We start from the raw sequence: 23,979 nt of genomic DNA on the forward strand, positions 1-23,979 counted from the left end.
TGCACCCGACGGGACGAGCCCGCTGAAGCCTGTGGATTACCGGCCGGTTGTGGACAACTCGCTCACCCGCGAGGAGGTACGCCCCCGTCCGCGCGCCGGACCCGACCTCCCGAGCGACCCCAACATCCCGCCGCTGCCTGCGGATTCACCCGGCCCGGCCACCCCGGTGACCCGTACGTACTGCTCGCGCACCTCCCGGTACCGGAGCAGTTCGGCCGCCACCGGATCGAGCACCCGGGCCCGGCCGCAGGACGCCGCCGCCTCCCGCAGCGTGCGTTCCGCCTCCAGTCCATAGCGGCGCCCGGGTCCTCGCGCGGCCATCCGGCACGACCATTCGACGCAGGGCCCACCGACGATTCCGGCGATCATCAGCAGTACGGGCGGCCACAGGTTCGGCTCCACGACGCCGATGATCTGGCCGACGAGCCAGCCGCCGCCCACGATCTGCACGAGCGTCATCATCGCCTGCAGCAGTACGGCGATCGGCCACCAGCCGGGCCGTGGGGGCTTGCGGGCCGGAGCTCCGGCGTCCTTGGCCAGTTCATCGAGCGCCTCCGGCAGTCCGTGCGCCCCCTTCTCGGCCGCGTCCCGCACGGCCTGCCCCCAGGGTCCGGGCAGCCCGTCCGCCGCCTCGTTGCCGACGGTCCGTACGGCCTGTTCGACGCGCTGCCGGGCCGTCGCCTTCTCGTCGACGGGAGCCACCTCGCGTCGCACCGAACCGGGCGAGCGGCTGGCGTCGTACCAGCGCCACAACCGCAGCCACGGAGTCCCGCAGGCCTTACCCGCGCTGCGCCGCCAGGCGCGTTCGGCGGCCTCGCCGGCCGCGGTGGCACCGACCGCCTCCGCGAGCCGGTCGTTGAACTCCTCACGCGCCCGCTCACTGAGTCCGACCCGCCGCCCCGCCGCGTACACCGGACGCAGCCGGGCCGCAGCGGCGTCCAGATCGGCGGAGATGCGGCGAGCGGCAGCGCCCCGCGCGGCCACGAACTGCCCGAGTGATTCGCGCAGTTCGTCGACCCCGTCGCCGGTGTACGCGGACAACGCGAGGACGGTGGCCCCCGGCTCGCCGTACTCGCCGAGCGCGATGCCGTCCTCGTCGAGGAGTCGGCGCAGATCGTCGAGCACCTGGTCGGCAGCGTCACCGGGCAGGCGGTCGGTCTGGTTGAGGACGACGAAGGAGACCTCGGCGTGCCCGGCGAGCGGGCGCAGATAGCGCTCGTGGAGCATCGCGTCGGCGTACTTCTCCGGGTCGACCACCCAGATCACGGCGTCCACCAGGGTCAGGATGCGGTCGACGTGTTCGCGGTGCTCGGGTGCGGCCGAATCGTGGTCCGGCAGGTCGACGAGGACGAGCCCTTGCAGGTTCATGTCGGCCCCGGCGCTCTGCACCGGCCTGCGCCGCAGCCGACCCGGGATCCCCAAGCGGTCGAGCAGGCCCGCCGCGCCGTCCGTCCAGCTGCAGGCGAGGGGCGCTGCGGTGGTCGGCCGCCGTACCCCGGTGTCGGAGATGGTGACGCCGGCGAGGGCGTTGAACAGGGTGGACTTGCCGCTGCCGGTGGCGCCCGCGACGGCCACGACCGTGTGCCGGTCCGACAGTTCACGACGGGCGGCGGCCTGGTCGAGGACCCGGCCGGCCTCCGCCAGAGTCGCCCCGTCGAGCCTGGTGCGGGACAGGCCGACCAGCTCGCGCAGGGCGTCGAGCCGGGCGCGCAGGGATTCGTCGTACGTCATGGGTACGACTCGCTGGTCGTCGTCCTCTGCCATGTGGTCCTGCTCCTCATGGTCTCCGACCCGGCGAGCGATCAGCCCGTCGTCCCAGTTGCGCTCACCGCGCTCGGCCTGCTGTGCGCCTCGATCGGCTTCTCGTGCAACCCGTCCGTCGGCGGCGTCCGCGGTGCGCGGGTGCGTGGTGTCCGCCGACGCCCGACCCGTCCCACCGGCTTCCTGCCGCTCCGAGTCGCCGCGCCGCAGCCCCCGGCGACGGGATCGCGGGGAAGCGTCCGCATCGGCCGACACGCGCGCGTGGTCGGTGTTTTCACGAGCCACGCGCGCGTGGCCGCTGTTCGCCCGGGACCGTTCCGCATCCGTCCGGCCGGCGTCCTCGCGCCCGTCCGCCCGCGACGGTTCGGCAGGCTCCTGGCCTCCGGTGTGGTCAGTGATGGCCGTCACCGAGGTCACCTCTCCTTCTGCAGTACGGACAGCGCGGCGATGAGTTCCGCCTGCGTCTCCGGATGGACGTCGAGACCGTCGAACGGGGCGAGCCTGCGGTCGCGTTCGGCCTGCAGCACCTTCTCGACGTACGAGGTGAGCAGCCGGCCGCCGCGGTCGCGCAGCCGCAGCGCACCGTGCGCCCCGATGCGGGTGGCGAGCGTCTCGCCCGCCTGGCGGGCCCGCCGGCCGCCGAGCAGGGCGGTGACGAGCAGGGCGGTGACCACCTCGGTGTCCGGTGGGTTCTCGAGGCCGCGCACCTCCTCCTCGACGTACTCCTCGATGACACGGCTCCAGCGGCGCATCGCGAGACCGATGCGGTGTTCCACGGTTTCCGCGTCCGGGTCCCGGCCCGTCAGGCCGGGGGCGTCTGCGGCTGGTTCGTACCGCCAGGCCTCGTCGATGCGCTGGTCCGCCGAGGAGACTCCGCACACCAGGAGGGTCACGAGGCTGTCGATGACGGCGTCGAGGAGTTCACCCGCGGTGCAGTCCAGCGGGTAGCTGCGCCAGCGCCCGAGGGCGCCGCCGGCCAGTACCGCGCCGGCCTGCAGACGACCCCGCACGCGCGCGTGCTCCCGTTCGTAGGCCTCCTCCACGACTCCGGTGAGCCGCAGCGAGGCGGCGTTCTGCACCGCGACGGCACCGGCGAGTTCGGCGAGCCGGCCCTTGAGCGAGTCGATGACCCCGCGCGCGGTGCGACTCATGGCGTTGGCCCGTGCGGCGGGATCCTGTGCCCGGTGGGTGAGCCACGCGCGCAACGGCGCGACCGCGGTGGCGGGCAACAGCCCACCGCCACCCGCCGACTCGGGCAGCTCCGGCACGGTGAAGCGCGGCACCTCGCCGAGTCCGGCCTTGGTGAGCAACGCCCCGTACTGCTTCGACACCTCGCCGACGACCTGGTGCGGCACCCGGTCCAGAACACTGACCAGAGTCGCGTTGTACTCCTTCGCCGTACGCAGCAGATGCCAGGGCACCGCGTCGGCGTAACGTGCGGCGGTGGTCACCATGACCCAGACGTCCGCGGCGCAGATGAGCTCGGCGGCGAGTTTGCGGTTGTCGGCGACGAGCGAGTCGATGTCCGGGGCGTCGAGCAGCGCCAGGCCGCGGGGCATGGTCGCCGCGGTCTCGATGCGCAGCGATCCGCCCTCCGCGCCCTCGGCCCCCCGCTCGCGGCCGCCCCTGCGCCCGCTCTTCGTCTCGCGCTCCGCGTCCTGTTGAGGCGCCCATACGCGGGTGAGTTCGGGCAGTACGCGGGTGCCGACGAACCAATGGTGGTCGTCCGGATTGCACACCAGCACGGGCGTACGCGTCGTCGGCCGCAGCACTCCCGCCTCGCTGACCTGCCGCCCGACCAGGGAGTTCATCAGCGTGGACTTGCCGGCGCCGGTGGAACCGCCGATCACCACGAGCAGCGGCGCCTCGGGCTGTCGCAGCCGCGGCACCAGGTAGTCGTCGAGCTGCGACAACAGCTCCTCCCGGTTGACGCGGGCGCGTGCGGCGCCCGGGAGGGGTAGGGGAAAGCGCGCGGCGGCGACACGGTCGCGCAGGGCGGAGAGTGCGTCGAGCAGCTGAGGCCGTACGTCCAAGGTCACCACATGCGAAGAATGCCCAATTTTGCTGACATTCTGAAGGATATGAGCCCTCTGCGCGCCGACGAACCGAAAGAGGTGACACTCCAGGCCACATCGGACCCATCGAACGCATAAGCCGTCGACCAGATATTTGTGCCACTTGGGGCGAGCACGCCGAATGGGACGCAGGCATAACGAGTGCACAACACCCGGCGCGTGAGGCGCGAAAAGCACTGCACGCCGAGCGTCCGCCTGCAATTATCGGACCGCTTCACGAGACCTCCACATCGCCCCGTGGAGGCGCGGCAAGCGGGACGAGGACCCGAGAGCCCTATCCTTGTCCCGGCAAAGGTCACGGAACCGCCCACACGGACTCCGGGCCCCGGCCACAACCGGCCCCCGTAGCTCAGTGGATAGAGCAGGCGCCTTCTAAGCGCTTGGCCGCAGGTTCGAGTCCTGCCGGGGGCACTCAGCCTGCGGCTGGTCGTTGCGCGGGAAGGTGCCGGCCGAAGCCGCGTTCGGTTGCAGATTGAGACAGTTCTTTGCGCGCCCCGTGGGGCGCGCACTCTGGCGCCGCTCCAGGTTGCAGCCGACATGCGCAGGTCAGCGGAGGCGCGGTGTGGTTCCGGCGACGTAGCCCGGTTGTCCCGGTTTTCGTTGTCGGTGCGTGCACCGCGTGTGGAGCGTCCCGGCCGGGCCCCGCGCGTGGTCCGAGAACAGCCCGGACGGGCTCGTAGGCACACGGGGGGGGGGTGATGCCGGCAGGAGTCTCAGGGAGTGAGGCCGGCGTCACGGGCCAGGAGAGCGGCCTGAACGCGGTTGGTGACGCCCAGGGTGGTCAAGATGCGGCTGACGTGGGATTTGACGGTGCTCTCCTGCATGCCGAGGGATTTCGCGATGTCGGCGTTGGTGTCCCCTTCGGCGAGCAGCGCCAGGACGTCCTTTTCCCGTGGGGTGAGCGGGGCGATGCGGGATTGGGCCCGAGTGGCCTGAGGGCGGCCCGTGTGGTGGTAGCGATCGATGAGGCGGCGGGCGGCGGTCGGGTGGAGCATGGCCGAGCCGGCGGCGACGAGATGGACGGCTCGCAGAATTTCGGCGGGGTCCGTGTCCTTGAGGAGGAACCCGTCGGCGCCTGCGGCCAATGCGTCGTAGACGTACTCGTCGAGGTCGAACGTGGTCAGAGTGATGACTTTGGGTGGCTGCGGCAGGGCGCGCAACCGCCGGGTGGCGGTGATGCCGTCCATGCGGGGCATGCGGACGTCGACCAGGGCGACGTCGATGTGGTGGGCGGTGGCCTGCTCGGTGGCATGGAGGCCGTCGGTGGCCTGGGCTACGACCTCGATGGCGTCGTCGCTGTCGAGGAGATCGGTCAGTCCGAGGCGGACGAGGGCGTCGTCGTCGACGACCATGGCGCGGATCACTTGCGGGAACCGTTCTGTTCGGTGAGGGGGTGGGGGATGCGGGCAGACAGACGCCAGGTCCCGGCGCCGCCCGGACCGGCGTTCAAGTGTCCGCCCAATGCTTCGACCCGCTCGCGCAGACCGATGAGGCCGAATCCGGAGGGGACTGCCGGAGCGCTGCGGAGGCTGGTGCCGGGAGGGTTGGTGGTCTCGATCAGGGTGGCGGGCGGCCCGTAGTCGATGCGGACGCGGACAGGCGCGTCGAGGGCGTGCTTGCGTGCATTGGTCAATGCTTCCTGGACCAGCCGATAGACGGCTAGCCGGTGTGCCGCCGGAGCCTGCTCCGAACTGCCCTCGACCATCGCGTGGATGACCTGTCCGGACGCTCGGGCCTGCTCGATCATCTCTTCCACATCGCGCAGGGCCGGTGCGGGCGGATCGGTGGCGGCAGAGGTGTCGGTACGCAGGGCGCCCAGAACGTCGCGCAGGTCGGTCAGAGCCTCGGTGGAGGCGGTACGCAGCAGGCCGAGGCGTTCGATGACGGGGTCCGGCAAGGCATCCGTTTTCGTGGCCAGGACGCCCGTGTGCAGGGCGATCAGGCTGAGCCGGTGAGCGAGCACGTCGTGCATCTCCGCCGCGATCGCGGACCGCTCCGCCATCCGTGCGGCCTGCTCCCTCAACTCCCGCTCGGTCCGTAGGTGTTCCACCTGCGCGTCCAACGCCTCAACCAGGCGACGCCGGTTGCCCATCCACAGCCCTGCGACCACGGCCAGCAGGACAAAGAGTGCCGAGCCGTAGGGCTGCGGGCTCCACAGGGAAACCGCCGGGTGCAGGACGGCGTTGCCGGTGAGCGCCACGGCCGAGCAGACCACGGCTGCCAGGGTGCGGCGGCGGGCGGCGAGGTCGAACAGGGCCAGCAGGAGCAGCGGGAGCACGGGCCATCCCCACACGCCCGCAGCCGCCGTCGTGAGAGCCGGCGCAAGCCACCAGGGCCCCTGCCGCAGCAGAAGGGCCAGCCCGCACCCGAGCGCCGCCGCGGTGCGGATACCGCCGTAATGGCCGCCGACGCTCGATGCCGTGTTCTGGACTGTGGCCAGTGTCAGCAACACCACCAGGCCATAGCGTCCGTACGCGGCCCATCCGTGGCTCTGTTCCCGTTTCACCTGTGCAGCGTAGGCAGGCAGCCGTCTGTTGCACGGCCACCGTTCCGCCATGGCTACCCCCTACTTTCGTAGGGGAAGGCGGTCGCACAAGGGACGATCCGCAGGAGAGCGACCGTCCTTAGCGTCGAAGACATGGACGACTGGACAACCTCACGCGACCGTGCCCTCACGCAGCGCAACTCCGAGGGCTGGATGTTCCTCCTTGAAGCAGCCCGCGACCTGCGCACCACCGGAGCCATCGCTCCCAGCAGCAAAGCGCTCGCCCGCCTGCTCACTGACCAGGTCCAGGAGCGTGGAACGCGGCCCCTGAACGTCCTGGAGGCGGGCGCCGGGACCGGCTCCGTAACCCGCTCCCTGATCCCCCGACTCCCCCCGGGCAGCCGACTGGACATCGTCGAGGCCAACGCGCGATTCGCCTCCCAGCTGCACCGCCTCGTCCGTACCCACCCGCGGCTGGCCGGCGAGAGTGAACGGGTCCGCGTCCACCACGCCCTCGTCGAACAGCTCGACACCGGCCGCCCCTACGACGTAATCGTTTCGGGCCTGCCCTTCACCAACTTCACCCCCGCACAGGTCGACGCGATCATGAACCGATACATGGAACTGCTTCACCCCGGCGGGGCCCTCACCTACTTCGCCTACCGCGGCACCCGCTATGCCCGCGCCCTGACCGCCTCCCGCGCCCAAGCTCGCCGCCACCGCGCCGTCGAAGAGGTCCTCGCCGGCTACCAGCGCCGGTACGCCACCGGCTGCTGGACCGTGTGGGGCAACCTGCCCCCGGCCGACGTCTGGCAGTTGCGCCGCCCCACCTGCGCGTCCGTCCCGGCAGCGCCGGACCTCGTGGCCGGGGCAGCCCGGTGAACAACGCGCTGTCGGGACTGATCGCCCACGTTCCTGCGCCGGCCGTCTACGCGATCCTGGCCGCCTCAGTGCTCGCCGAGTCCGTGCTGCTGGTCGGCGCGTTCGTCCCGACCCTGACTCTCCTGCTGGCATCCGGGTCCCTGGCTCGCACCGGCGACCTGAACCTCGCCCTGGTCATCGCCACCGCGTCGGGCGCGGTCGTCGCCGGGGACGCCCTCGGCCACCGCACCGGACACCTCCTCGGCAGCCGCCTGCGCGCCGGACGACTCGGCCGCGGCATCCCCGCCGCCGCCTGGCAGCGAGCCGAAGCGCTCATGGCCCGACGCGGCGGGCAGGCAGTCTTCCTGTCCCGCTTCGTCCCCGTCGTACGCACCCTGACCCCGCACCTGGCCGGGGCAACCCGCGTTCCCTACCGCCGTATCGCCCCCTACAGCCTGCTCGCCGCACCGTTGTGGGCCGGCGCCGAAGCCACCGCCGGATACGTCGCGGCCACCTCACTCCAGCACGCCGTCACCTACGGCGGCCCCGCCCTCGCCGTCACCGCCGCAGTGATCACGGCGACGGTCCTGTGCGGCAGCAAACTCCGCAGCCGAATCCGCTCTGCCGACCGCGAGAGTCACGACACCGTCGCCCTGCACACCTGAACGCGCCGACGCGCACCGCCGGCCGGCCCGTCAAGTCCCGCTGCATTCAACGTTTTTGGAGTTGGAGCAGCTCAGAGACTTGCGGCATTCTCCTCTCCTCCTCTCCTCCTCTCCTCCTCATCCAGGCGAGACGGCAAGTGGGCGACCGTATGTTCCGACGCAACCGAGCGGACCGAGAGATCCGCGAAGCCCGGCGTGCCGGCCAGGAGGTGCCGCGATGCACACCGCGTGGCCGGAGCCCGGATACCCCGTCCCCATCGCTGCGCCGGCCCCGGCCGTGCCCGACTGCCTGCCGCCGAAGTTCCGGGCAGCACCGTGTCAGCAGGACGTTCCGCGCCGAGTGGTCGAGGGTGAGGCGAGGTGGGGCTTTCGCCCCATTGGGGTGGTTCACGCGCAGGGAACTGCCGGTCGAGGCGGTGGCCGCTGTTCGCGCGGTGGTGCCGTCCCAACTCGAGGTGTTCGGGGGGTCCTTGGATTGCCTCGGGGCGCGGCGGTACGGACGGCTGTCGGGATCGGTGGCTGCCGTGGTGCCGCAGGCCGGTGTGTGGACCCGGCGCACGCGGCCCTGACCGGCGGGCTTTCACGTCCGGTCCCGGTTCGCGGGCTCGCGGAGGCCGTTGTCGGGCCGGGGAGGGCGACAGGTACGGTCGCGACGCGGAGGGGGCGGCTCCTGGGTGGGGCCGGTTCCCGGGGTGATTGGCGTAGCAGGTTCGGTGCGTGGCCGTGCCGGTGGTGGCGAGAGGGAACGGAGCGGGGCATGACGATGGACGGCCGGTGCGCGGTGGTGTCCGGTGCGGGGAGCGGGATCGGGCGGGCCATCGCGCTGCGTCTGGCGTCCGCGGGGGCGAAGGTCGTCGTCGCCGGTGACAAGGCCGGCCCGCTGGAGGAGACCGTCGGGCTCGTCGCGGCGGACGGCGGGGAGGCGTTCGCCGTGCGGTGCGACGTGAGTCGTGAGGACGACGTGATCGCGTTGATGGACCGGACGGTGGAACGGTTCGGGCGCCTCGACGTACTGGTCAACAACGCGGGAGTCGAGTTCGCCAAGCGCGTGGAGGACACCACGAGCGAGGAGTGGGACTGGCTGATGGACGTGAACCTCAAGGGGGTCTTCCTCTGCGCCAAGCACGCACTGCCCGTCATGCGCGGTGCCGGGGGCGGGGTCATCGTCAACATCGCGTCCGAGCTGGCCCTGGTCGGGTCCGAGGCGGTGGCGGCCTACTCCGCGTCCAAGGCCGGGGTACTGCAGCTGACACGCGCGCTCGCCGTCGACCACGCCGGTGACGGTGTACGGGTCAACGCCCTCAGCCCCGGTGTCATCCTCACCGCACTCCTGCAGACGGCTCTCGACTCCACGGGCGATCCCGACAAGCGCCGGCGGGAGTTCGAGGAACGGACTCTCCTGGGGCGCCTCGGCACCCCCGAAGAGGCCGCCGAAGCCGCACTGTTCCTGGCCTCGGACCAGTCCTCGTACATGACCGGCGGGAACCTCGTCCTGGACGGCGGCTGGACCGCTCACTGAGACGCCGAGGCCGCCCCCGGCTCTGCAGGCGCACCACCCGGGCAGTGGTCAGCAGCCGTCGGGCGCAGGGCCGGGACCGCCCAGCGGGATCACGGCCGGTGCCGCCGGGCCGCAGCAGCCGTCTGCCGATTCCTGGTCGGGCTCCGCGGTGTCGGTGAGGCCCGCGCCGCCGCATACGCCGGTCTCGGGGAGGGTGAGCTCTACGTGGTCGGCGGCGTCGAGGTCTCCTGCGAGGGCGGCGACGACCGAGCGGGCCTGTTCGTAGCCGGTCAGAGCGAGGAAGGTCGGGGCCCGGCCGTAGGACTTCATGCCGACCAGGTAGAGACCCGGGTCGGGGTGGGACAGCTCGCGGTGACCGTGCGGGTAGACCGTGCCGCAGGAGTGCTGGTTGGGGTCGATCAGTGGGGCCAACTCGGCCGGGGCCTGCAGCCGTTCGTCGAGGTCGAGGCGGATCTCGGAGAGGAAGGACAGGTCGGGGCGGAGGCCGGTGAGCACGATGATCTCGTCGACCGGGTCCAGGCGGCGGCCGTCGTCGCCGGCCAGGACGAGGCGGCCGTCACAGGCTCGTTCCACCGCCTCGGTGCGGAAGCCGGTGACCGCGTCCGCGTACCCGTCGTCGACGGCGCGCTTCGCCGCGAGGCCGAGGGCACCCCGTGCGGGCAACTGGTCGGATTCGCCGCCCCCGTACGTGGATCGGCCGATGCCGCGCCGCAGGATCCAGACACCCTGCGTTCCCGCGCCGTCGCCGGAGTCGGCAAGGGCCGCCAAGGAGGCGAGGGCGGTGAAGGCGGAAGCCCCGGATCCGATGACGGCGGTGCGGCGGCCGGCGTAACGGGCGCGCACGGCAGGGTCCTTGAAGTCCGGTACGCGGTAGGTGATCCGGTCGGACGCGGCGCGCTCGCCGAGTGCGGCCAGGCCGCTGCCGCCCGCCGGGGACGGGGTCGACCAGGTTCCGGAGGCGTCGATGACGGCGCGGGCGAGGAGACGCTCGTCGCGGCCGTCGGCGTGATGTACGTGGACGACGAACGGCTGGGCCGCACGGTCGGCGTCGACGACGCGGTCGCGGCCCGAGCGGGAGACGCCGGTGACGGTGGCCCCGGTGCGGACCGCATCTCCGAGGACGTCGGCGAGCGGCTGGAGGTAGGCGTCGGCCCAGTCGCCGCCGGTGGGGTAGGTGTCCGGGTCGGGCCGCGTCCAGCCGGTGGGCGCGAGGAGCTTCTCGGCGGCCGGATCGACGACCTCGCTCCAGGGGGAGAAGAGCCGGACGTGCGACCACTCGCGTACGGACGCGGCGGCCGTCGGTCCGGTTTCGAGGACGAGCGGATCGAGGCCCCGGCCGACGAGGTGGGCGGCGGCGGCAAGACCGATCGGGCCGGCCCCGATGACGACGACGGGGAGGTCTTCCGTGCGGGTGGTGGCGGGTGCGGTCATGGTGGCTGCCCTCCGGGGCTTGATCCGACTGCTTGAACCGGCTGCTTGAACCGACTGTTTGAAGCGACTGCTTGAACGGGCTGCCGGATCCGGCACTCGGTCCGGCTACGTGGCCCGCCACCCGATCCGGTGCTCGGTCCGACGCCTCGAACCGGCCATCGCTTCCGGCTGCTGGATTCCGGTCACGCGATCGCGATCGCGATCGACCGCTTGATTCGATTGCTGTCGATACAGACGAGCTTGCCCCTTGAATCGACAGACGTCAACATAGAGGCATGTCGAATCCTCGTACGGTCGAGCCGCCGGCGGAGCCTCACGACTCAGCCCCGGAGCCGGCGGTGCCGTGCTGCCCGCCGATCACGGCGGGCGAGCTGTCCGTCGCGGACGCCGAGAAGACGGCCCTGATGTTCAAGGCGCTGTCGGACCCGGTGCGGCTGCGGCTGTTCTCGAAGGTGGCCTCGTACCCGGGCGGGGAAGCGTGCGTGTGCGACATCTCCGATGTCGGCGTCTCGCAGCCGACGGTCTCGCACCACCTGAAGAAGCTGAAGGACGCGGGTCTGCTCACGTCCGAGCGGCGCGGGACCTGGGTGTACTACAGCGTCGCGCCCTCGGTCGTGGCGGCGATGTCGGCCATGCTCGACCTGCGGAGGCAGTGAGCGTCGAAGCAGCCGGGCGACCACACGTGTCCGGCGGACCCCGGACGAGCTCACCGGCCCGCAGGCGCCCGGTCGTCCGAGGCAGGCGAGGCGAACGACTTCCGCCGCGCGAGCGCCACATGGACGAGTCCGATCAGCACCGGCACCTCGATCAGGGGGCCGACCACCCCCGACAGCGCCTGGCCCGACGTCACGCCGAAGGTGGCGATGGCGACCGCGATGGCCAGCTCGAAGTTGTTGCCGGCCGCGGTGAAGGCAAGGGTGACGGTGCGGTCGTAGGCGAGACCGATTCGCCTGCCCAGCAGGAAGGTTCCGAAGAACATCACCGCGAAGTAGACGAGCAGCGGCAGCGCGATCCGGATGACGTCGACGGGCTGTGAGGCGATCGTCTCTCCTTGCAGGGCGAAGAGCACGACGATCGTGAACAGCAGTCCGTACAGCGCCCAGGGCCCGATCCGGGGCAGGAAGTCGGTCTCGTAGCGGACGCGGCCGAGTTTCCGCTCGCCGATGCGGCGGGTGAGGAATCCGGCGATCAGCGGAACGCCGAGAAACACGACCACATTCAGCGCGATGTGCCACACCGGTACGTCGAGCCCCTGGCCGTCGCCCAGGCCGAGCCACCGCGGCAGCAGGTCCAGGTAGAACCAGCCGAGCAGGCCGAACGCGAGGACCTGGAAGACGGAGTTGAGAGCCACCAGAACCGCGGCGGCCTCCCGGTCACCGCGGGCGAGGTCGTTCCAGATGATGACCATCGCGATACAGCGGGCCAGGCCCACGATGATCAGGCCGGTCCGGTACTCCGGCAGGTCCGGCAGGAAGATCCACGCGAGGGCGAACATCACCGCGGGGCCGACGATCCAGTTGACGGCGAGGGACGACACCATGAGCGGCTTGTCGCCGGTGACCGTGTCGAGCCTGTCGTAGCGGACCTTGGCGAGCACCGGATACATCATCACGAGCAGGCCGATCGCGATGGGCAGCGAGATACCGCCGACCTCGATCCCCGCCAGTGCGTCGCCCATGCCGGGAACCAGGCGGCCGAGACCGATGCCGGCGGCCATGGAGAGCAGGATCCAGACCGCCAGGTAGCGGTCGAGGGTGGAGAGCCTGTCGACGACGGAGGCTTCGGGAGAGGGCCGGGTCCGGGCGGATCCCGGCTCCGCGGCGGCCATCAGCAGGCACGCTTCCGGCCGGTTTCGGCGGTCGTACGGGCTGTCTCGGCGAGATCGGTGAACTGGCCCGCGAGAGTGGCGATCGCGTCCGGCCTGAGTCGGTAGTACGTGAACCGGCCGCAGGGCTCGGTGTCCACGATCTCCGCGTCGCGCAGCACCTTCAGGTGGTTGGAGAGATTGGTCTGGCGCGCTCCCGTCTCCTCCACCAGGTGGGTCGTGCACAGGGTCTCGCGGGCGAGCAGGGTCACGATCCGCAGCCTGAGCGGGTCGGCCAGCACCCGGATCAGATCAGTGTCGACTGACGTCATCATGGACGGATGATGTCACATCATCCTGTGCTGATACCAGTGGGGCCTGATGTGTCAGGTGGTGGCTGTGGCCACCGGCGTCACCGCCTCGACCCGCCCTGTCCTGCGGCGCGTTCGGCCACGTGGGCGGGGAGCGGCGATGCCCGCGCCCCGTCCGTGCGCATCGCCTCCGTGCCCTGCGTCCGCGTCCACACCTCGGGCCGTCCGCACACGGCCCGCTGATGCGTCGCCCGCCTCGCCGGCGGCGAGCGGATCCAGGTCCGCTCCGCCGGTTCGGTCCCCGCCGACCAGGACAAGGCCGTCCCCACCGGTGATCCGTCACCCGACCCTGGCCGACTTCGCAGCACCGGAACCGCCCTGCCCGACACCGGACGCCTGACCGGCCCTTCCGCCACAGATCCTCACACCCCCCGGCCTCCGCCGCCCAACCCGTCCGGCCGAGCCGTGGTGCGCAGGGGCGGGACCGGTGCGGATCCCGCTCGTTCACCAAGGGAAAGGATCAAGACTTCAGGAAGCAGGCCCGCTGTGACGACGTCCACGACCCTCACGCCTGACCGCAACGCCCACGCCCAGGGCCGTCCGCCGCCGCGCCCGGCCCGCGATCCGTTCTTCGACAACGCCAAGTTCCTGCTGGTCGTCCTCGTGGTGGTCGGGCACAACTGGGCGGCGCTCGTGCGGGACATGGACACCATCAAGGCCGCGTACTCGGTGGTCTACCTCTTCCACATGCCGGCGTTCATCCTGCTGTGCGGCCTGTTCTCGCGGGGCTTCACCGGGACGGGGCCGCAGATCCGGGCGCTGATCGCCCGGGTGCTCGTGCCCTATCTGGTCTTCACCGTCGCGTACAAGGGGCTCTACGTCGTGATCTCGGGGGCCGAGTTCACGCTGAAGCCGGCGGAGCCGACGTATCTGCTGTGGTTCTTGATGGCGCTGTTCCTGTGGCGGCTCAGTGCGCCGGTGTGGCGGGCCCTGCGCTACCCGGTGGCCGTCGCCGTGGTGATCTCGCTCGCCGCCGGGCTGACCGAGGTCACCGCCCAGATGGCGATGCCGCGGGTGCTGATGTTCCTGCCGTGGTTCGTGCTCGGTCTGCAGCTGCGGCCCGAACACTTCCACCGGCTGCGGACCCGCGCGGTACGGCGCTGCGCCCCGGTCGTGCTGCTCACCGCGCTGGCCGGCGCCTACGTCCTCGCGCCGCGGATCAACGCCACCTGGTTCTACATGTCGGCCAACCACCACGCGCTGGGCACCGGCGTGTTCGGCTACGTGCTGATGCGGCTGCTGCTCTTCGCGCTCTCCGGCGCGCTGATCGTGGCGTTCCTGGCGCTGGTGCCGGCCCGCAGGACCACGTTCACCGCGCTCGGGGCGGTGACGATGTTCCCGTTCCTGGTGCACGGGCTGCTGGTGCAGACGGGCAAGGCGTACGGCGTCTACGAGCACCTCGGCCGGCTCGGGGCGACGGCGGCGGTGGTGCTCGCGCTCTTCGGCTTCGCACTGACCGTGGTGCTGTCCAGTACGCCGGTGCGACGGGTGCTGCGGCCGGTGGTGGAGCCCCGCTTCCCGAAGGGCCTGGTGCCGGCCGACTCGGGCACGGCTCCGGACGCCGGCGCGCGCACCGACACCGCCCGGGACGCGGATACGGCCCGGGCGGGGCACGGAAGTTAGAGCTTGTCGTTCGGATTCCGTGGGAGCTGCGCAGCTGGAGTCAGGCGGTCTCCGGCTGGACGGCAGGGTCAGGCGGTCTCCAGCTGCGGGATGCCGATCCCGGCCGCCGGGACGGAGGGCCGTGCCGGCGTACCGCGCAGCAGTTCACGCCGGTTGCCGACGCCCAGCTTGCGGAAGACGCTGCTGACGTGGTTCTTGACGGTCTGGTGGGCGAGCACGAGTTGCTCGGCTATCTCCTCGTTGGAGTAGCGGCGAAGGAGCAGCGCGAGCACCTCGTTCTCCCGGCCGGTCAGATCGGGAGCGTGGGACAGGTCGCCCGGTGTGGAGGCCGGCGACGTCTCCTGCTCACGGAGCCATACGACGCGTTCGCCGCGGTGGGTCTTGCTGATGGCGTCCACGAGCCGGCCGCAGGACGTGCTCTTGTGCACGAAGCTGTCGGCCCCGGCGGAGAGCGCCGCGATGACGTCGGCCGGGGCGGTCGACCCGGAGAAGACGAGCACCCGTGGGGACTGCGGCAGAGCCTTGAGCCGCCGCAGGAAGTCCCCGTCGAACCCCGGCTCGCTTCCGGACAACTCCGTGATGACGAGGCCCGCGCGAGTCCGGCGGGACTCGCGCAGGGCTTCGTCCGCATCAGCCACCTCACCGAGCACCGAGATCCCGGTCCCCTCGCTGACGAGTGCGCTCAGCGCCAGGCGCACACACGGATGACCGTCAACGATGACTACTCCCATCGCTCCCCCTCACCACACGCATCGATAACCCGCGGTGTCGGAACTGCAGTTGCGGAACGCATCGCAGATTGATTCACCGCCCACGAAACGCTAGCAGCGGAATTCCGCCAATCGTCGGCCCACCGCAGTATTTGGGCCCAGGCCCAGTCCATTCCGCTTTGTGGGCCCAAGGGCCCGGGCCCGGGGGCCCATTGACGCGGCACAGAGCGGAAAATCGTCGCCCGGTTTCCGTCGCCTGCGGTCGGACGGATATCCCCCACCTGCATAAATGCACGCCACCGCAGCGGCGCACCGCCGACCGTAAATTCTCTTCGGAAGCGGCCATATCCAGCCGCCCGCAAGGTCATTAACGAGCCATGTTTCGAACCGGACGCCGAGGCTTAGCGTTACTGACATTGGATTCTCGGCGCGACTTCACTGCCAGGCCACGGACATGCAGGGACACGACAAACTTCGGGGATGCGGAAGGGCGGCCAGGACGCCCCGCAGCGCCCCGGCCTCCCCGCACATCGCGTCTCGGCCGGCCGGAACCTCAGGCCTTCGACCGCCAGAGCAGCCAGCCGAAGTACGGCGCACCGATGACCGCCGTGATGATGCCGACCGGGATCTGCGCGGGCGCGATGACGGTCCGTCCGACGGCGTCCGCGACGACCACCAGGAAGGCACCGAGCAACGCCGCCACCGGCACGACCCGCGCGTTCCGCTGCCCCACCAGGGCGCGCGCCGCGTGCGGCGCCACCAGACCGACGAATCCGATCACGCCGACCGCGGCGACCGCGGCGGCGGTCAGCAGGACGGCGATGCCGAGCAGCGTGAGCCGGGTGACCGCGGGCCGCACACCGAGCAGCCGGGGAGTGTCCGCGTCCAGGCCGATCAGGTCGAGTTCGCGGCGCATGACGAACAGCACCGGCAGCGTGACGGCCAGCACCAGGAGCACCGGCAGCACCTCGGGGAAGGTCCGTCCGTACGTCGAACCGGCAAGCCACACCATGGCCTTGGTCGCGTTGTGCGGGTCGGTGAGCACGATCAGGAGACTCACCACCGCTGACGTGCCGGCGGACACACCGATGCCGATCAGGACCAAGACGTTCTGCTCGAGGCCGCGGCGGGCGGCGAGTCCGAAGACCAGGGCGGCGGCCACCGCGGCGCCCGCGAGCGCCGAGCCGCCGATGAACCAGAAGCTCGCCAGCGGCACGACGGTGATCGTCACGATCGCGCCGACTCCGGCGCCGCCGACCACACCGAGGATGGCCGGTTCGGCGAGCGGGTTACGGGACACGGCCTGCACCACCGCACCCGCCACGGCGAGCGCGGCACCGGCGAGCAGAGCGGCCACGACCCTGGGCACCCGGGTGTCGAGCACGTAGGACACATAGGAACCGGCCCGGCCGCCGAGCCAGTTGACCACGTCGCCGAGGAGCAGTCGGGCGTCGCCGAGCAGGAGGGCGGCGACGAGCGCGGCCAGTAGTCCGGCGGCCACGACGACCAGGGTGACGACGAACGTACGGCGGCTGCGCAGCCTGGCGAAGGCGGTCGCCCGGTCGGACTTGCCCGCGTCCTTGGAGCGGTAGGCGAGCACGACCAGGACCACGGCGCCGAAGAAGCTGGTGACGATTCCGGTCGGTACGGCGGTGCTCGCCTGCGCGCCGAACGCCGCGCGCAGCAGCACATCGGCGCCGAGCACCACGAGGACACCCGTCACCGCCGAGGCCGGTACGAACACCCGGTGCCTGAGCAGCCCGGGCGCCCAGGCGCCTGCGAACCGGGTGATCGCCGGCGCGCAGAGGCCCACGAATCCGACCGGTCCCGCGATGGTGACGGACACCGCCGCCAGCATCACCGCGAGCACCACCGCCACCGCGCGGGTGAGCCGGGGGCTGACACCGACGACCGCTGCGCCGTCGTCACCGAGCGCCAGGATGTCGAGCCGCCGGCCGAGCAGCACCAGGCCGATCAGGGCGAGTACCGCGACCGGCGCGAGCCGGGCGACGTACTCCATGCCGATCTGGGCGAGCGAGCCCTCGCCCCAGGCGTAGAGCCCGGTCGTCTGCTGTTCGCGCAGGATGAGCAGCATCTGGGTCAGGCTGGTGAGCGCGAGGGTGAGCGCGGAGCCCGCCAGGACGAGCCGGATCGGGCCCGCACCGGCGCGGGAGATGCCGAGGACCACCGCGGCCGCGGCGAGTCCGCCGACGAAGGCGGTGCCGCCGGCCAGGAAGGCGGGCAGCGTGAGACCGAACGCGGCGACCACGACGACCGCGAAATGCGCTCCGGCGTTCACGGCGAGCGTGTCGGGCGAGGCGAGGACGTTGCGCGACACCGACTGCAGGGCCGCGCCGGACGCGCCGAGCGCACAGCCCACGACCAGTCCGGCGGCGAGCCGCGGCAACCGCGAGGAGACCAGGACGGCATCCGCCTGGCTGTCGCCGCTGTCCGACCACAGGCTGCTGAACGCCCGCCACACGGTGGGCAGATCGAGGGCCGCGGTGCCCTGGCTGACGTGCACGGCGGCGAGTACGAGTACGCCGAAGGCGGCCGCGGCCGTGAGCAGCGCGGTGCGCCGGGTGTTGCGGCGACGCGTGGCCGCGCCGGCCGGCTTCCCCTCGGTGGGGTCGGCGGCCGGCGCGGACTTCGTCGCGGGTGCGGTCACGCTCACTTGGTCAGGGCGCCCACGAGCGCGTCGACGTAATCCGACATGGAAGCGGTGGCGCCGAACATCCAGATGCCGTCGGGCAGTCGGTGCACCTGGTCCTTCTTGACGAACGGCAGCGACTTCCAGACCGCGTTGTCCTTCAGGCCCTCGGCGAACGGGTCGCCGCCGTCGGTGGCGTTGGCGATGTAGACGAACCGTGCGTCGCCGACCTTGGTGAGGCCCTCGACGTCGGTGGCGCCCAGGCCGTACGCCTTGTCGCCCTTGACCTTCCACGGGCTCTTCAGGCCGAGTTCGGTGTTGACGTCGGTGAGCAGGGAGCCCTTGACGAAGGGGCGCACCGAGACCTGGTTGCCCTCCTGCCAGCCGTCGGCGACCGCGACCTGCTCGCCGTCGAGCCCGGCGTCCGCGAGCTTCTTGCGTCCTTGGGCGAGCTTCTTCTCGAAGGCCTCGATCTGGCTGTCGGCCTTGTCCTCGGTGCCGGTGGCCTTGGCGATCAGCTTCAGGTTCTCCTTCATCTGATCGATCTGCCGGGTGGCGTCGGCGGACTTGAGGACGATCACCGGTGCGGCCTTGGAGAGCTGGGCGACCGCGGCGTCCGAGAGGTCGTTCGTCGCGATGATCAGATCCGGCTTCAGCTTGGCGACGGTGTCGACGCTGGGCTCGCCGCGGGTGCCGATGTCGGTGGGCTTGTTCTTGAGCGGGGCGGCGGTGTCCCAGGCCGTGTAGCCCTTGACGTCGGCGACGCCCACCGGGTCGACGCCGAGCGAGACCAGGGATTCGACGCCGTTCCACTCGGTGCCGACGACACGCTTGGCCGGGCCGTCGAGCTCGACCTTCTTGCCGCGGGAGTCGGCGAGCGTGAGCGCGGAGTCGCCGCCCTTCGACTCCTCCTCCGGCGCTTCGGTGGTGCCGCACCCGGCGAGGGCGACCGCGGCGACGGCGACGAACACGGGCCAGGCCCGGAGCTTGGACGTCATGAGGGTTCAGGACCTTTCGAGGCGGCGGTGGTGTCGGCCCAGCGCGCGGGTTCGGGGGACGCCCGTGGCGGGGTCGCTCTCGACCTCGATACGGATGCCGTAGGTATCGGTGAGCCGCTCGGACTCGTACACGTCGGCGGGAGTGCCGGCGGCGCTCACGCGGCCCTCGGCGAGCAGGACGACCTGGTCCGCCACCGCGGCCGCCTGGTCGAGGTCGTGCAGGACGACTCCGACCGTGACGCCGTGGGTGTCGGCGAGGTCGCGGATCAGGTCGAGGATCTCGACCTGATAGCGCAGGTCCAGGTGGTTGGTCGGCTCGTCGAGGAGCAGTACGTCGGTGTCCTGGGCGAGGCAGCAGGCGAGCCAGACGCGCTGCAACTGGCCGCCGGACAGCTGCTCGACGCCGCGGTCGGCGAACGCGACGACGTCGGTGACGGCGAGCGCGTGCTCGACCACCCCGGGGCCGTCGGGGTCGGTGCCGCGGAAGCGGTGCCGGTAGGGGTGGCGGCCGAAGGCGACCACGTCGCGGACACTGAGTCCGGAGGGTGCGGTTCGGCTCTGGGCGAGCATGGTGATACGGCGGGCGAACTCGTTGCGGGACAGGGTCAGGGCGTCCAGCTGCTCGGGGTCTCCGTCATTGGCGCTCCCGTTCCGGGAGCCGTCGCCGGGAGCCTTTTCGCGCGGCACGGTCACGCTGCCGGTGCGGGCGCGGTGCAGGCGGGCGACGGCGCGCAGGAGGGTGGACTTGCCGCTGCCGTTCGGGCCGATCAGCGCGGTCACCTTGCCGCGCGGGAGGTTCAGATCGGCGGCGTGCACCACGTCGACGCCGTCGTAGCCGACGGTGAGCGCGGCCGCGGCCAGGCCCACGCTCGGCGCGGCGTCGCCCTCCAGGGGCTGCGCACGCCGGCGCTGCGGTATGCCGTCTCGGTCGAGGTCACTCACCTTCACGGCGATGAGGTTAGCCTAACCTTAGGCTTCTCCGGAATCCGCCTCGGACGTCCGAGCACTTCAGCGGCCCTTCGCGCGCCCCTGGCGCACCACCCGCGGAACGCACCGCCCCGCCTGGCGAACCGGCCCCGCCGGTAGCATCGCGGCGCGGAAGCAAGGGGGCGCACGTGCCGCAGGAGCAGAGTGACTGGCTACGGGTGCCGGTGGGGGACGAGGCGCGGCGATGGGCCTCGCGCGGCCGGTGCCGACGGGTGCTTCTCGTGGTGCACAACGTGACCTCGGCGACCCGGCTGCTCGACGTACTCCCCTTGTTCCGCGACGACCTGCGGGTGCAGCTGCTCGCCACCTGCACCGGGTCCTCGCCCTTCCAGGCCGGCACGGCGGAACTCCTGCACGGCCTGGGGATCCCGGTGCTGCCCTGGGAGCAGGCCCTGGCGACCCCGGTCGACCTCGCCATCGCCGCCAGCTTCGGCGGCCAACTCCCTGAGATATCAGGGGATTTGACCGTTCTGTCGCACGGCGTTGGCTATAATAAGAAGCTGGCGAGCCGGGAGCCGGGAGCCGGGAGCCGGGAGCCGGGAGCCGGGGTCTTCGGGCTGTCGGAGGAGTGGCTGCTCGCCGGTGGGCGCCCCGTCGCGGATGTCATGGTCCTGTCCCACCCCGAGCAACTCGCGCGCCTGCGTGCCGCCTGCCCCGAGGCCGCGTCCACCGCGGTGCTCGCCGGTGACCCCTGCTACGACCGCCTGCTCGCCGCCGCGCCGCACCGCGGCCGCTTCCGCCGCGCCCTCGGCGTACGCCGCGAGCAGCGTCTCGTCCTGATCAACTCCACCTGGAATCCGGAGGCGTTGTTCGGCGACGGAGGCAGCGATGTGCTGCCTCGCCTGCTGCCCGCGCTGACCGCCGAACTGCCGGCGGACGAGTACCGCGTGGCCGCCGTACTGCACCCCAACATCTGGCACGGCCACGGCCCCGGACAGATACGCATGTGGCTCGACGGGGCCCGCCGCGCCGGACTCGCCCTCGTGGACCCGCTGCACGACTGGCGCCAGGCGCTGATCGCCGCGGACCTCGTCCTGGGCGACTTCGGCTCCGTCTCGTACTACGCCGCCGCCCTGCGCACACCCGTACTGCTCGGCGCCACCCACCTGCCGGGGCTCGGCGCCGACTCCCCCGTCGCCGACTTCGTGCGACGAGCCCCGCGCTTCGACCCGCACGCACCGCTGCGGCCCCAACTCACTCGTGTTCTCACCGCACATGAGCAGGCGCCGGCCGACCCTGCCGAGTTCGTCTCGTCCGACCCCGGCCGGTCCGCCGAACTGCTGCGCCGCACCTTCTACTCCCGTATCGGCATACCGGAGCCGGCAGGCCGCGCCCTCCTGGACCCGCTCCGGACACCCGCGTACGACCCGCCGCGCCGCACAGCGCCGATGCAGGTCGTCACCCAGGTCACCGGCCCGGGCGAAGTCTCGGTCACCCGGCACGCGGGCCTCGACGCCGAACCGGTCGCCGGGGGCCAGGCGCACACGGCCGTGCACGAGGACACCCTCGACCCGTCCCACCTCTCGCTCGCCGACGTCGTCCTGCGCCACGGCGAACCGGACGACCCCCGCTTCGGCCCGCCGACGCAGTGGGCGGCAGAAGTGCTCGCCCGCCACCGGCACTGCGCACTCGCCGCATACGTGACGGGCCCCGGCAGCTGCATCGCGGTGTCCCGCGGCCGGGCGCCGCTGCTCCTGACCGCGCGGGAGCAGGACGCGGCCGACCCGGCGGCGTACGCCTCGGCCCTGCACGCCTGGCTCGCCTCGGGCAAGGAACTCGCCGAACTGGATGGGGTGTTGGCGGTCCGCACCGGGACGGCGGTACACCGGGTCGAGGTGGCCGAGGAGGTCAGCCGCCGGTAGGCGGCTCAGGCAGGTCCGGACCGCCGACGCAACTGCGCCGCAGGGCCCTGAGATGCGCCACGTGGTACTCGGCCCGCTCACCCTCCAGGGCCCGGATCGCGTCGTCGGTCAGCAAGACCGCCTGTTCGCGGCGTCCGCTGAAGAAGTACAGCTCGGCCAGGTCCGTCAGGGTGCGGGCGGCGTTGTACGTCTCGGGTGCCACGCCGTCGCTCTCGCCGCGGAAGAACCGCAGGGCGGACAACAGGAGTTGCTCCGGGTCGTCCCAGGAGCGCAGCCCGCGCATGGCCTGTCCCGTGCGGGCCCGGCCGCGGTGGCGGTCGAGCAGCGCCCGGAACCGCGGGAGGTCGGCGGCGCCCTCGTCGCCGGGGCCGATCCCGTCGAGGATGCGGCCCGCCGCCACGAACAGTTCGTCGGCGTCCTCGTAGCGCCACTGAACGAGCCTGAGCCGGCCGAGCGTCTCGGTGGCGGTGGCGCGGCCGCGCAGATGACCGGCATGCTCCTCGGCGGCGAGCGCGGACCGCGCGGCCGCCTCTGCCGCCGAGTACTCCCGCATCTCGATCAGCGCGGACGCCAGGAAGGTGTACATCCGCCCGGCCATCCGGGTGTTGGGGCAGACGTCCTCGGCCACCTCGACGCCGGCGCGCAGTGCGGGCAGCATCTGTTCGTGCCGCCCGTCCTTGAGCTGGATCGGCCACAGTCCCTGGACCAGGACGCAGGCCGTGTCCCCGAGTGCGTACTCCCGGGCGGCGAGCACCGCCTGTACGGCGCCGTCGAGTTCGGCGCCGAGGGCCGCGAGTGCGGCGCCGGGGTCCGCGTAACGGCCGGGGGCGGGCGCCTGGGTGGCGCCGATCTGCCAGCGCTGCGACAGAGCCGCGGTGCCCGCGTCCACCGCCAGGTCGACGTACCAGCGCACGGTCCGCTCCACGGCCCTCAGGCAGCCGGCGACGCGCTCCTCGCGCATCGCGGCCTCCTCGGCGTGCCGGCGTACGGCCGGCGGGTGGCGGTAGCCGGCGACGGGGTCGCCCTCGAGCAGGCCGCGCCCTGCCAACTCCTCGAGAGCCAGGGCGGCTTCGTCCTCGCCGATCTGCGCCGCGGCGGCAGCGGGGCCGGACCGTAGGGCCGGCCAAGGCCACAGAGCGCACCGCCGGTGCAGCCGGGCGACGTCCGGGTCGAGGGCCCGGTAGGCGCGGTCGGCCGCGGCGTGCAGCGGGTCGTCGGGGGTCACGGTGCGGGCCTCCTCGTCGGGGGGTGCGGTGACGAGCCCGGCGCCGACGAGTCGGATGGCCCGCGGGCGGCCCCCGCAGCGTTCCAGCTCCACATCGACGCCGTCGCCGAGCGCGTCCACGGCCTGCTTGCCCGCCACTCGGGTCAGCAGCCGCAGGGCATTGCGCGGCGCGAGCGGCTCCACCTCGACGGACGCGGCGTCGAGGCCGACGAGCGGCCGCCGGGCGACCACGACGGTGAACACGCTCGGCGACGCGGTGAGCAGCGGCCGCACCTGGGCCGCCGAGCGGGCGTGGTCAAGCACGACGAGCATGCGCCGGCCGGCCACCAACTCGGCGAATTCCGCCTCGCGTCGGGCAGGAACGGCGGCGATGCGCTGCTCCGGTACGCCCAGCGTCACCAGAGCCTGCCGCAGAGCCGCGGAGGCGTCGGGGTCGCTGCGCAGATCGACGTAGAGACACCCGTCGGGAAAGCGCCGCGCCTCGCTCCGGCCGAACTCCACTGCGAGCCCGGTCGTGCCGATACCGGGCGGACCGTGCAGCAGTGCGGCACGGGGGTGGGTACCGGGGCGGCGTCCCGCCTCCTTGGCCAGGCGCCTCAGCGGGGCGCGATGATTCTCGAAGTACGGCGTTCCGGGTGGCAGTCGAGGTGTACGGGAGGCCGTCGGCGGGGTGAGGGTGGAGCGGGTCATGGCCATGATGTGGGCGAGCCGCAGCGCCGTCTCGGGGTCCTCCCGCGCCTGGTCGCACAGGACTTGGACCAGTGGGCCCCAGTCGGTGCCGCTGTCGGGGGCACGCTCCTCGAGGCCGACCAGGCCGCCGAGCAGGTTGACCAGGCGGCGGCCCGCCTCGGACGCCATGCCCGTGCCCATGGCGGACGCCATCGTGGTGACCGCCGACATCGTGATGGGTTCCACCGGGTCCCCTCCCCGTTCCGGACTGTGGATCAACCGT

General features: G+C 72.0%; 18 protein-coding genes and 1 tRNA gene. 7 read left to right on the top strand and 12 right to left on the bottom strand.

Annotated elements, in window-relative coordinates; all coding sequences use genetic code 11:
- Positions 1-36: 36 nt before the first annotated feature.
- Complete coding sequence (locus DSC45_RS05965) at positions 37-2,169, bottom strand: GTPase (protein ID WP_240434491.1); 2,133 nt, start codon at positions 2,167-2,169, stop codon at positions 37-39.
- Between the two features lie 5 nt (positions 2,170-2,174).
- On the bottom strand, positions 2,175-3,803 hold the full coding sequence (locus DSC45_RS05970) for a dynamin family protein (protein WP_119287839.1): 1,629 nt from the start codon (positions 3,801-3,803) through the stop codon (positions 2,175-2,177).
- Between the two features lie 371 nt (positions 3,804-4,174).
- Here DSC45_RS05970 and DSC45_RS05975 point away from each other — a divergent pair.
- Positions 4,175-4,247: transfer RNA gene (locus tag DSC45_RS05975), tRNA-Arg, on the top strand.
- Positions 4,248-4,549: 302 nt separating this feature from the next.
- Here the strand turns inward: DSC45_RS05975 and DSC45_RS05980 are convergent.
- Positions 4,550-5,200 carry a response regulator gene (locus tag DSC45_RS05980; protein ID WP_119287842.1) on the bottom strand — a complete coding sequence of 217 codons (651 nt, stop codon included), beginning with the start codon at positions 5,198-5,200 and terminating at the stop codon, positions 4,550-4,552.
- Positions 5,197-6,291, bottom strand: coding sequence for a sensor histidine kinase (locus tag DSC45_RS05985; protein WP_240434519.1), 1,095 nt, complete (start codon positions 6,289-6,291; stop codon positions 5,197-5,199). Before DSC45_RS05985 ends, DSC45_RS05980 begins: the two co-directional genes overlap by 4 nt.
- 183 nt (positions 6,292-6,474) lie before the next feature.
- Between DSC45_RS05985 and DSC45_RS05990 the strand changes: the two genes are divergently transcribed.
- The 3 genes from DSC45_RS05990 (at position 6,475) to DSC45_RS06000 (ending at position 9,366) form a co-directional block, all read left to right on the top strand.
- Positions 6,475-7,203, top strand: coding sequence for a class I SAM-dependent methyltransferase (locus DSC45_RS05990; RefSeq protein WP_119287846.1), 729 nt, complete (start codon positions 6,475-6,477; stop codon positions 7,201-7,203).
- Positions 7,200-7,847 carry a DedA family protein gene (locus DSC45_RS05995; protein ID WP_119287847.1) on the top strand — a complete coding sequence of 216 codons (648 nt, stop codon included), beginning with the start codon at positions 7,200-7,202 and terminating at the stop codon, positions 7,845-7,847. Before DSC45_RS05990 ends, DSC45_RS05995 begins: the two co-directional genes overlap by 4 nt.
- A 757-nt stretch (positions 7,848-8,604) precedes the next feature.
- Entirely contained in the window at positions 8,605-9,366 is a 762-nt protein-coding gene (locus DSC45_RS06000) for an SDR family NAD(P)-dependent oxidoreductase (RefSeq protein WP_119287849.1), read from the top strand.
- A gap of 48 nt (positions 9,367-9,414) precedes the next feature.
- Here the strand turns inward: DSC45_RS06000 and DSC45_RS06005 are convergent, their stop codons facing one another.
- The gene (locus tag DSC45_RS06005; protein WP_119287851.1) at positions 9,415-10,797 is read right to left on the bottom strand and encodes an NAD(P)-binding domain-containing protein; all 1,383 of its coding nucleotides are present in this window, start codon (positions 10,795-10,797) and stop codon (positions 9,415-9,417) included.
- A gap of 275 nt (positions 10,798-11,072) precedes the next feature.
- Here DSC45_RS06005 and DSC45_RS06010 point away from each other — a divergent pair, with 275 nt between their 5' ends.
- Positions 11,073-11,453 carry an ArsR/SmtB family transcription factor gene (locus DSC45_RS06010; protein ID WP_162929145.1) on the top strand — a complete coding sequence of 127 codons (381 nt, stop codon included), beginning with the start codon at positions 11,073-11,075 and terminating at the stop codon, positions 11,451-11,453.
- 50 nt (positions 11,454-11,503) lie between these two features.
- Here the strand turns inward: DSC45_RS06010 and arsB are convergent, their stop codons facing one another.
- Positions 11,504-12,625: an ACR3 family arsenite efflux transporter gene (gene arsB / locus DSC45_RS06015; RefSeq protein WP_119287855.1), complete on the bottom strand. Its 1,122-nt coding sequence runs from the start codon at positions 12,623-12,625 to the stop codon at positions 11,504-11,506.
- Positions 12,625-12,936 carry an ArsR/SmtB family transcription factor gene (locus DSC45_RS06020; RefSeq protein ID WP_119287856.1) on the bottom strand — a complete coding sequence of 104 codons (312 nt, stop codon included), beginning with the start codon at positions 12,934-12,936 and terminating at the stop codon, positions 12,625-12,627. The genes arsB and DSC45_RS06020 overlap by 1 nt, the downstream gene beginning before the upstream one ends.
- Before the next feature lie 522 nt (positions 12,937-13,458).
- Here DSC45_RS06020 and DSC45_RS06025 point away from each other — a divergent pair.
- A complete protein-coding gene (locus DSC45_RS06025; protein ID WP_162929146.1) occupies positions 13,459-14,595 on the top strand; it encodes an acyltransferase family protein in 1,137 nt (378 codons plus the stop codon).
- Between the two features lie 68 nt (positions 14,596-14,663).
- On the opposite strand, the gene DSC45_RS06030 is transcribed toward DSC45_RS06025, so the two are convergent.
- The 4 genes from DSC45_RS06030 to DSC45_RS06045 all read right to left on the bottom strand — a co-directional run bounded on the left by DSC45_RS06030 (position 14,664) and on the right by DSC45_RS06045 (position 19,820).
- On the bottom strand, positions 14,664-15,326 hold the full coding sequence (locus tag DSC45_RS06030) for a LuxR C-terminal-related transcriptional regulator (RefSeq protein WP_119287860.1): 663 nt from the start codon (positions 15,324-15,326) through the stop codon (positions 14,664-14,666).
- Positions 15,327-15,858: 532 nt separating this feature from the next.
- Positions 15,859-17,973: an iron ABC transporter permease gene (locus DSC45_RS06035; RefSeq protein ID WP_119287862.1), complete on the bottom strand. Its 2,115-nt coding sequence runs from the start codon at positions 17,971-17,973 to the stop codon at positions 15,859-15,861.
- A 2-nt stretch (positions 17,974-17,975) separates the two neighbouring features.
- On the bottom strand, positions 17,976-18,953 hold the full coding sequence (locus DSC45_RS06040; protein WP_119287864.1) for an iron-siderophore ABC transporter substrate-binding protein: 978 nt from the start codon (positions 18,951-18,953) through the stop codon (positions 17,976-17,978).
- 6 nt (positions 18,954-18,959) lie between these two features.
- Positions 18,960-19,820 carry an ABC transporter ATP-binding protein gene (locus tag DSC45_RS06045; protein ID WP_276145447.1) on the bottom strand — a complete coding sequence of 287 codons (861 nt, stop codon included), beginning with the start codon at positions 19,818-19,820 and terminating at the stop codon, positions 18,960-18,962.
- A gap of 248 nt (positions 19,821-20,068) precedes the next feature.
- Between DSC45_RS06045 and DSC45_RS06050 the strand changes: the two genes are divergently transcribed.
- Positions 20,069-21,802, top strand: coding sequence for a hypothetical protein (locus DSC45_RS06050; protein WP_240434492.1), 1,734 nt, complete (start codon positions 20,069-20,071; stop codon positions 21,800-21,802).
- Here DSC45_RS06050 and DSC45_RS06055 read toward each other — a convergent pair.
- Entirely contained in the window at positions 21,789-23,942 is a 2,154-nt protein-coding gene (locus tag DSC45_RS06055; RefSeq protein WP_119287868.1) for a tetratricopeptide repeat protein, read from the bottom strand. The genes DSC45_RS06050 and DSC45_RS06055 overlap by 14 nt on opposite strands.
- Positions 23,943-23,979 lie beyond the last annotated feature (37 nt).

The sequence above is a fragment of the Streptomyces sp. YIM 130001 genome (assembly GCF_003574445.1).
Taxonomy (GTDB): Bacteria; Actinomycetota; Actinomycetes; order Streptomycetales; family Streptomycetaceae; genus Streptomyces.

Excerpts from the sequence above, each read along its gene's own strand:
- DSC45_RS06040 (WP_119287864.1), bottom strand. The coding sequence starts at position 18,953 with ATGACGTCCAAGCTCCGGGCCTGGCCCGTGTTCGTCGCCGTCGCCGCG.
- DSC45_RS06020 (WP_119287856.1), bottom strand. The coding sequence starts at position 12,936 with ATGATGACGTCAGTCGACACTGATCTGATCCGGGTGCTGGCCGACCCG.
- DSC45_RS06005 (WP_119287851.1), bottom strand. The coding sequence starts at position 10,797 with ATGACCGCACCCGCCACCACCCGCACGGAAGACCTCCCCGTCGTCGTC.
- arsB (WP_119287855.1), bottom strand. The coding sequence starts at position 12,625 with ATGGCCGCCGCGGAGCCGGGATCCGCCCGGACCCGGCCCTCTCCCGAA.
- DSC45_RS05990 (WP_119287846.1), top strand. The coding sequence starts at position 6,475 with ATGGACGACTGGACAACCTCACGCGACCGTGCCCTCACGCAGCGCAAC.
- DSC45_RS06010 (WP_162929145.1), top strand. The coding sequence starts at position 11,073 with ATGTCGAATCCTCGTACGGTCGAGCCGCCGGCGGAGCCTCACGACTCA.
- DSC45_RS06030 (WP_119287860.1), bottom strand. The coding sequence starts at position 15,326 with ATGGGAGTAGTCATCGTTGACGGTCATCCGTGTGTGCGCCTGGCGCTG.
- DSC45_RS06000 (WP_119287849.1), top strand. The coding sequence starts at position 8,605 with ATGACGATGGACGGCCGGTGCGCGGTGGTGTCCGGTGCGGGGAGCGGG.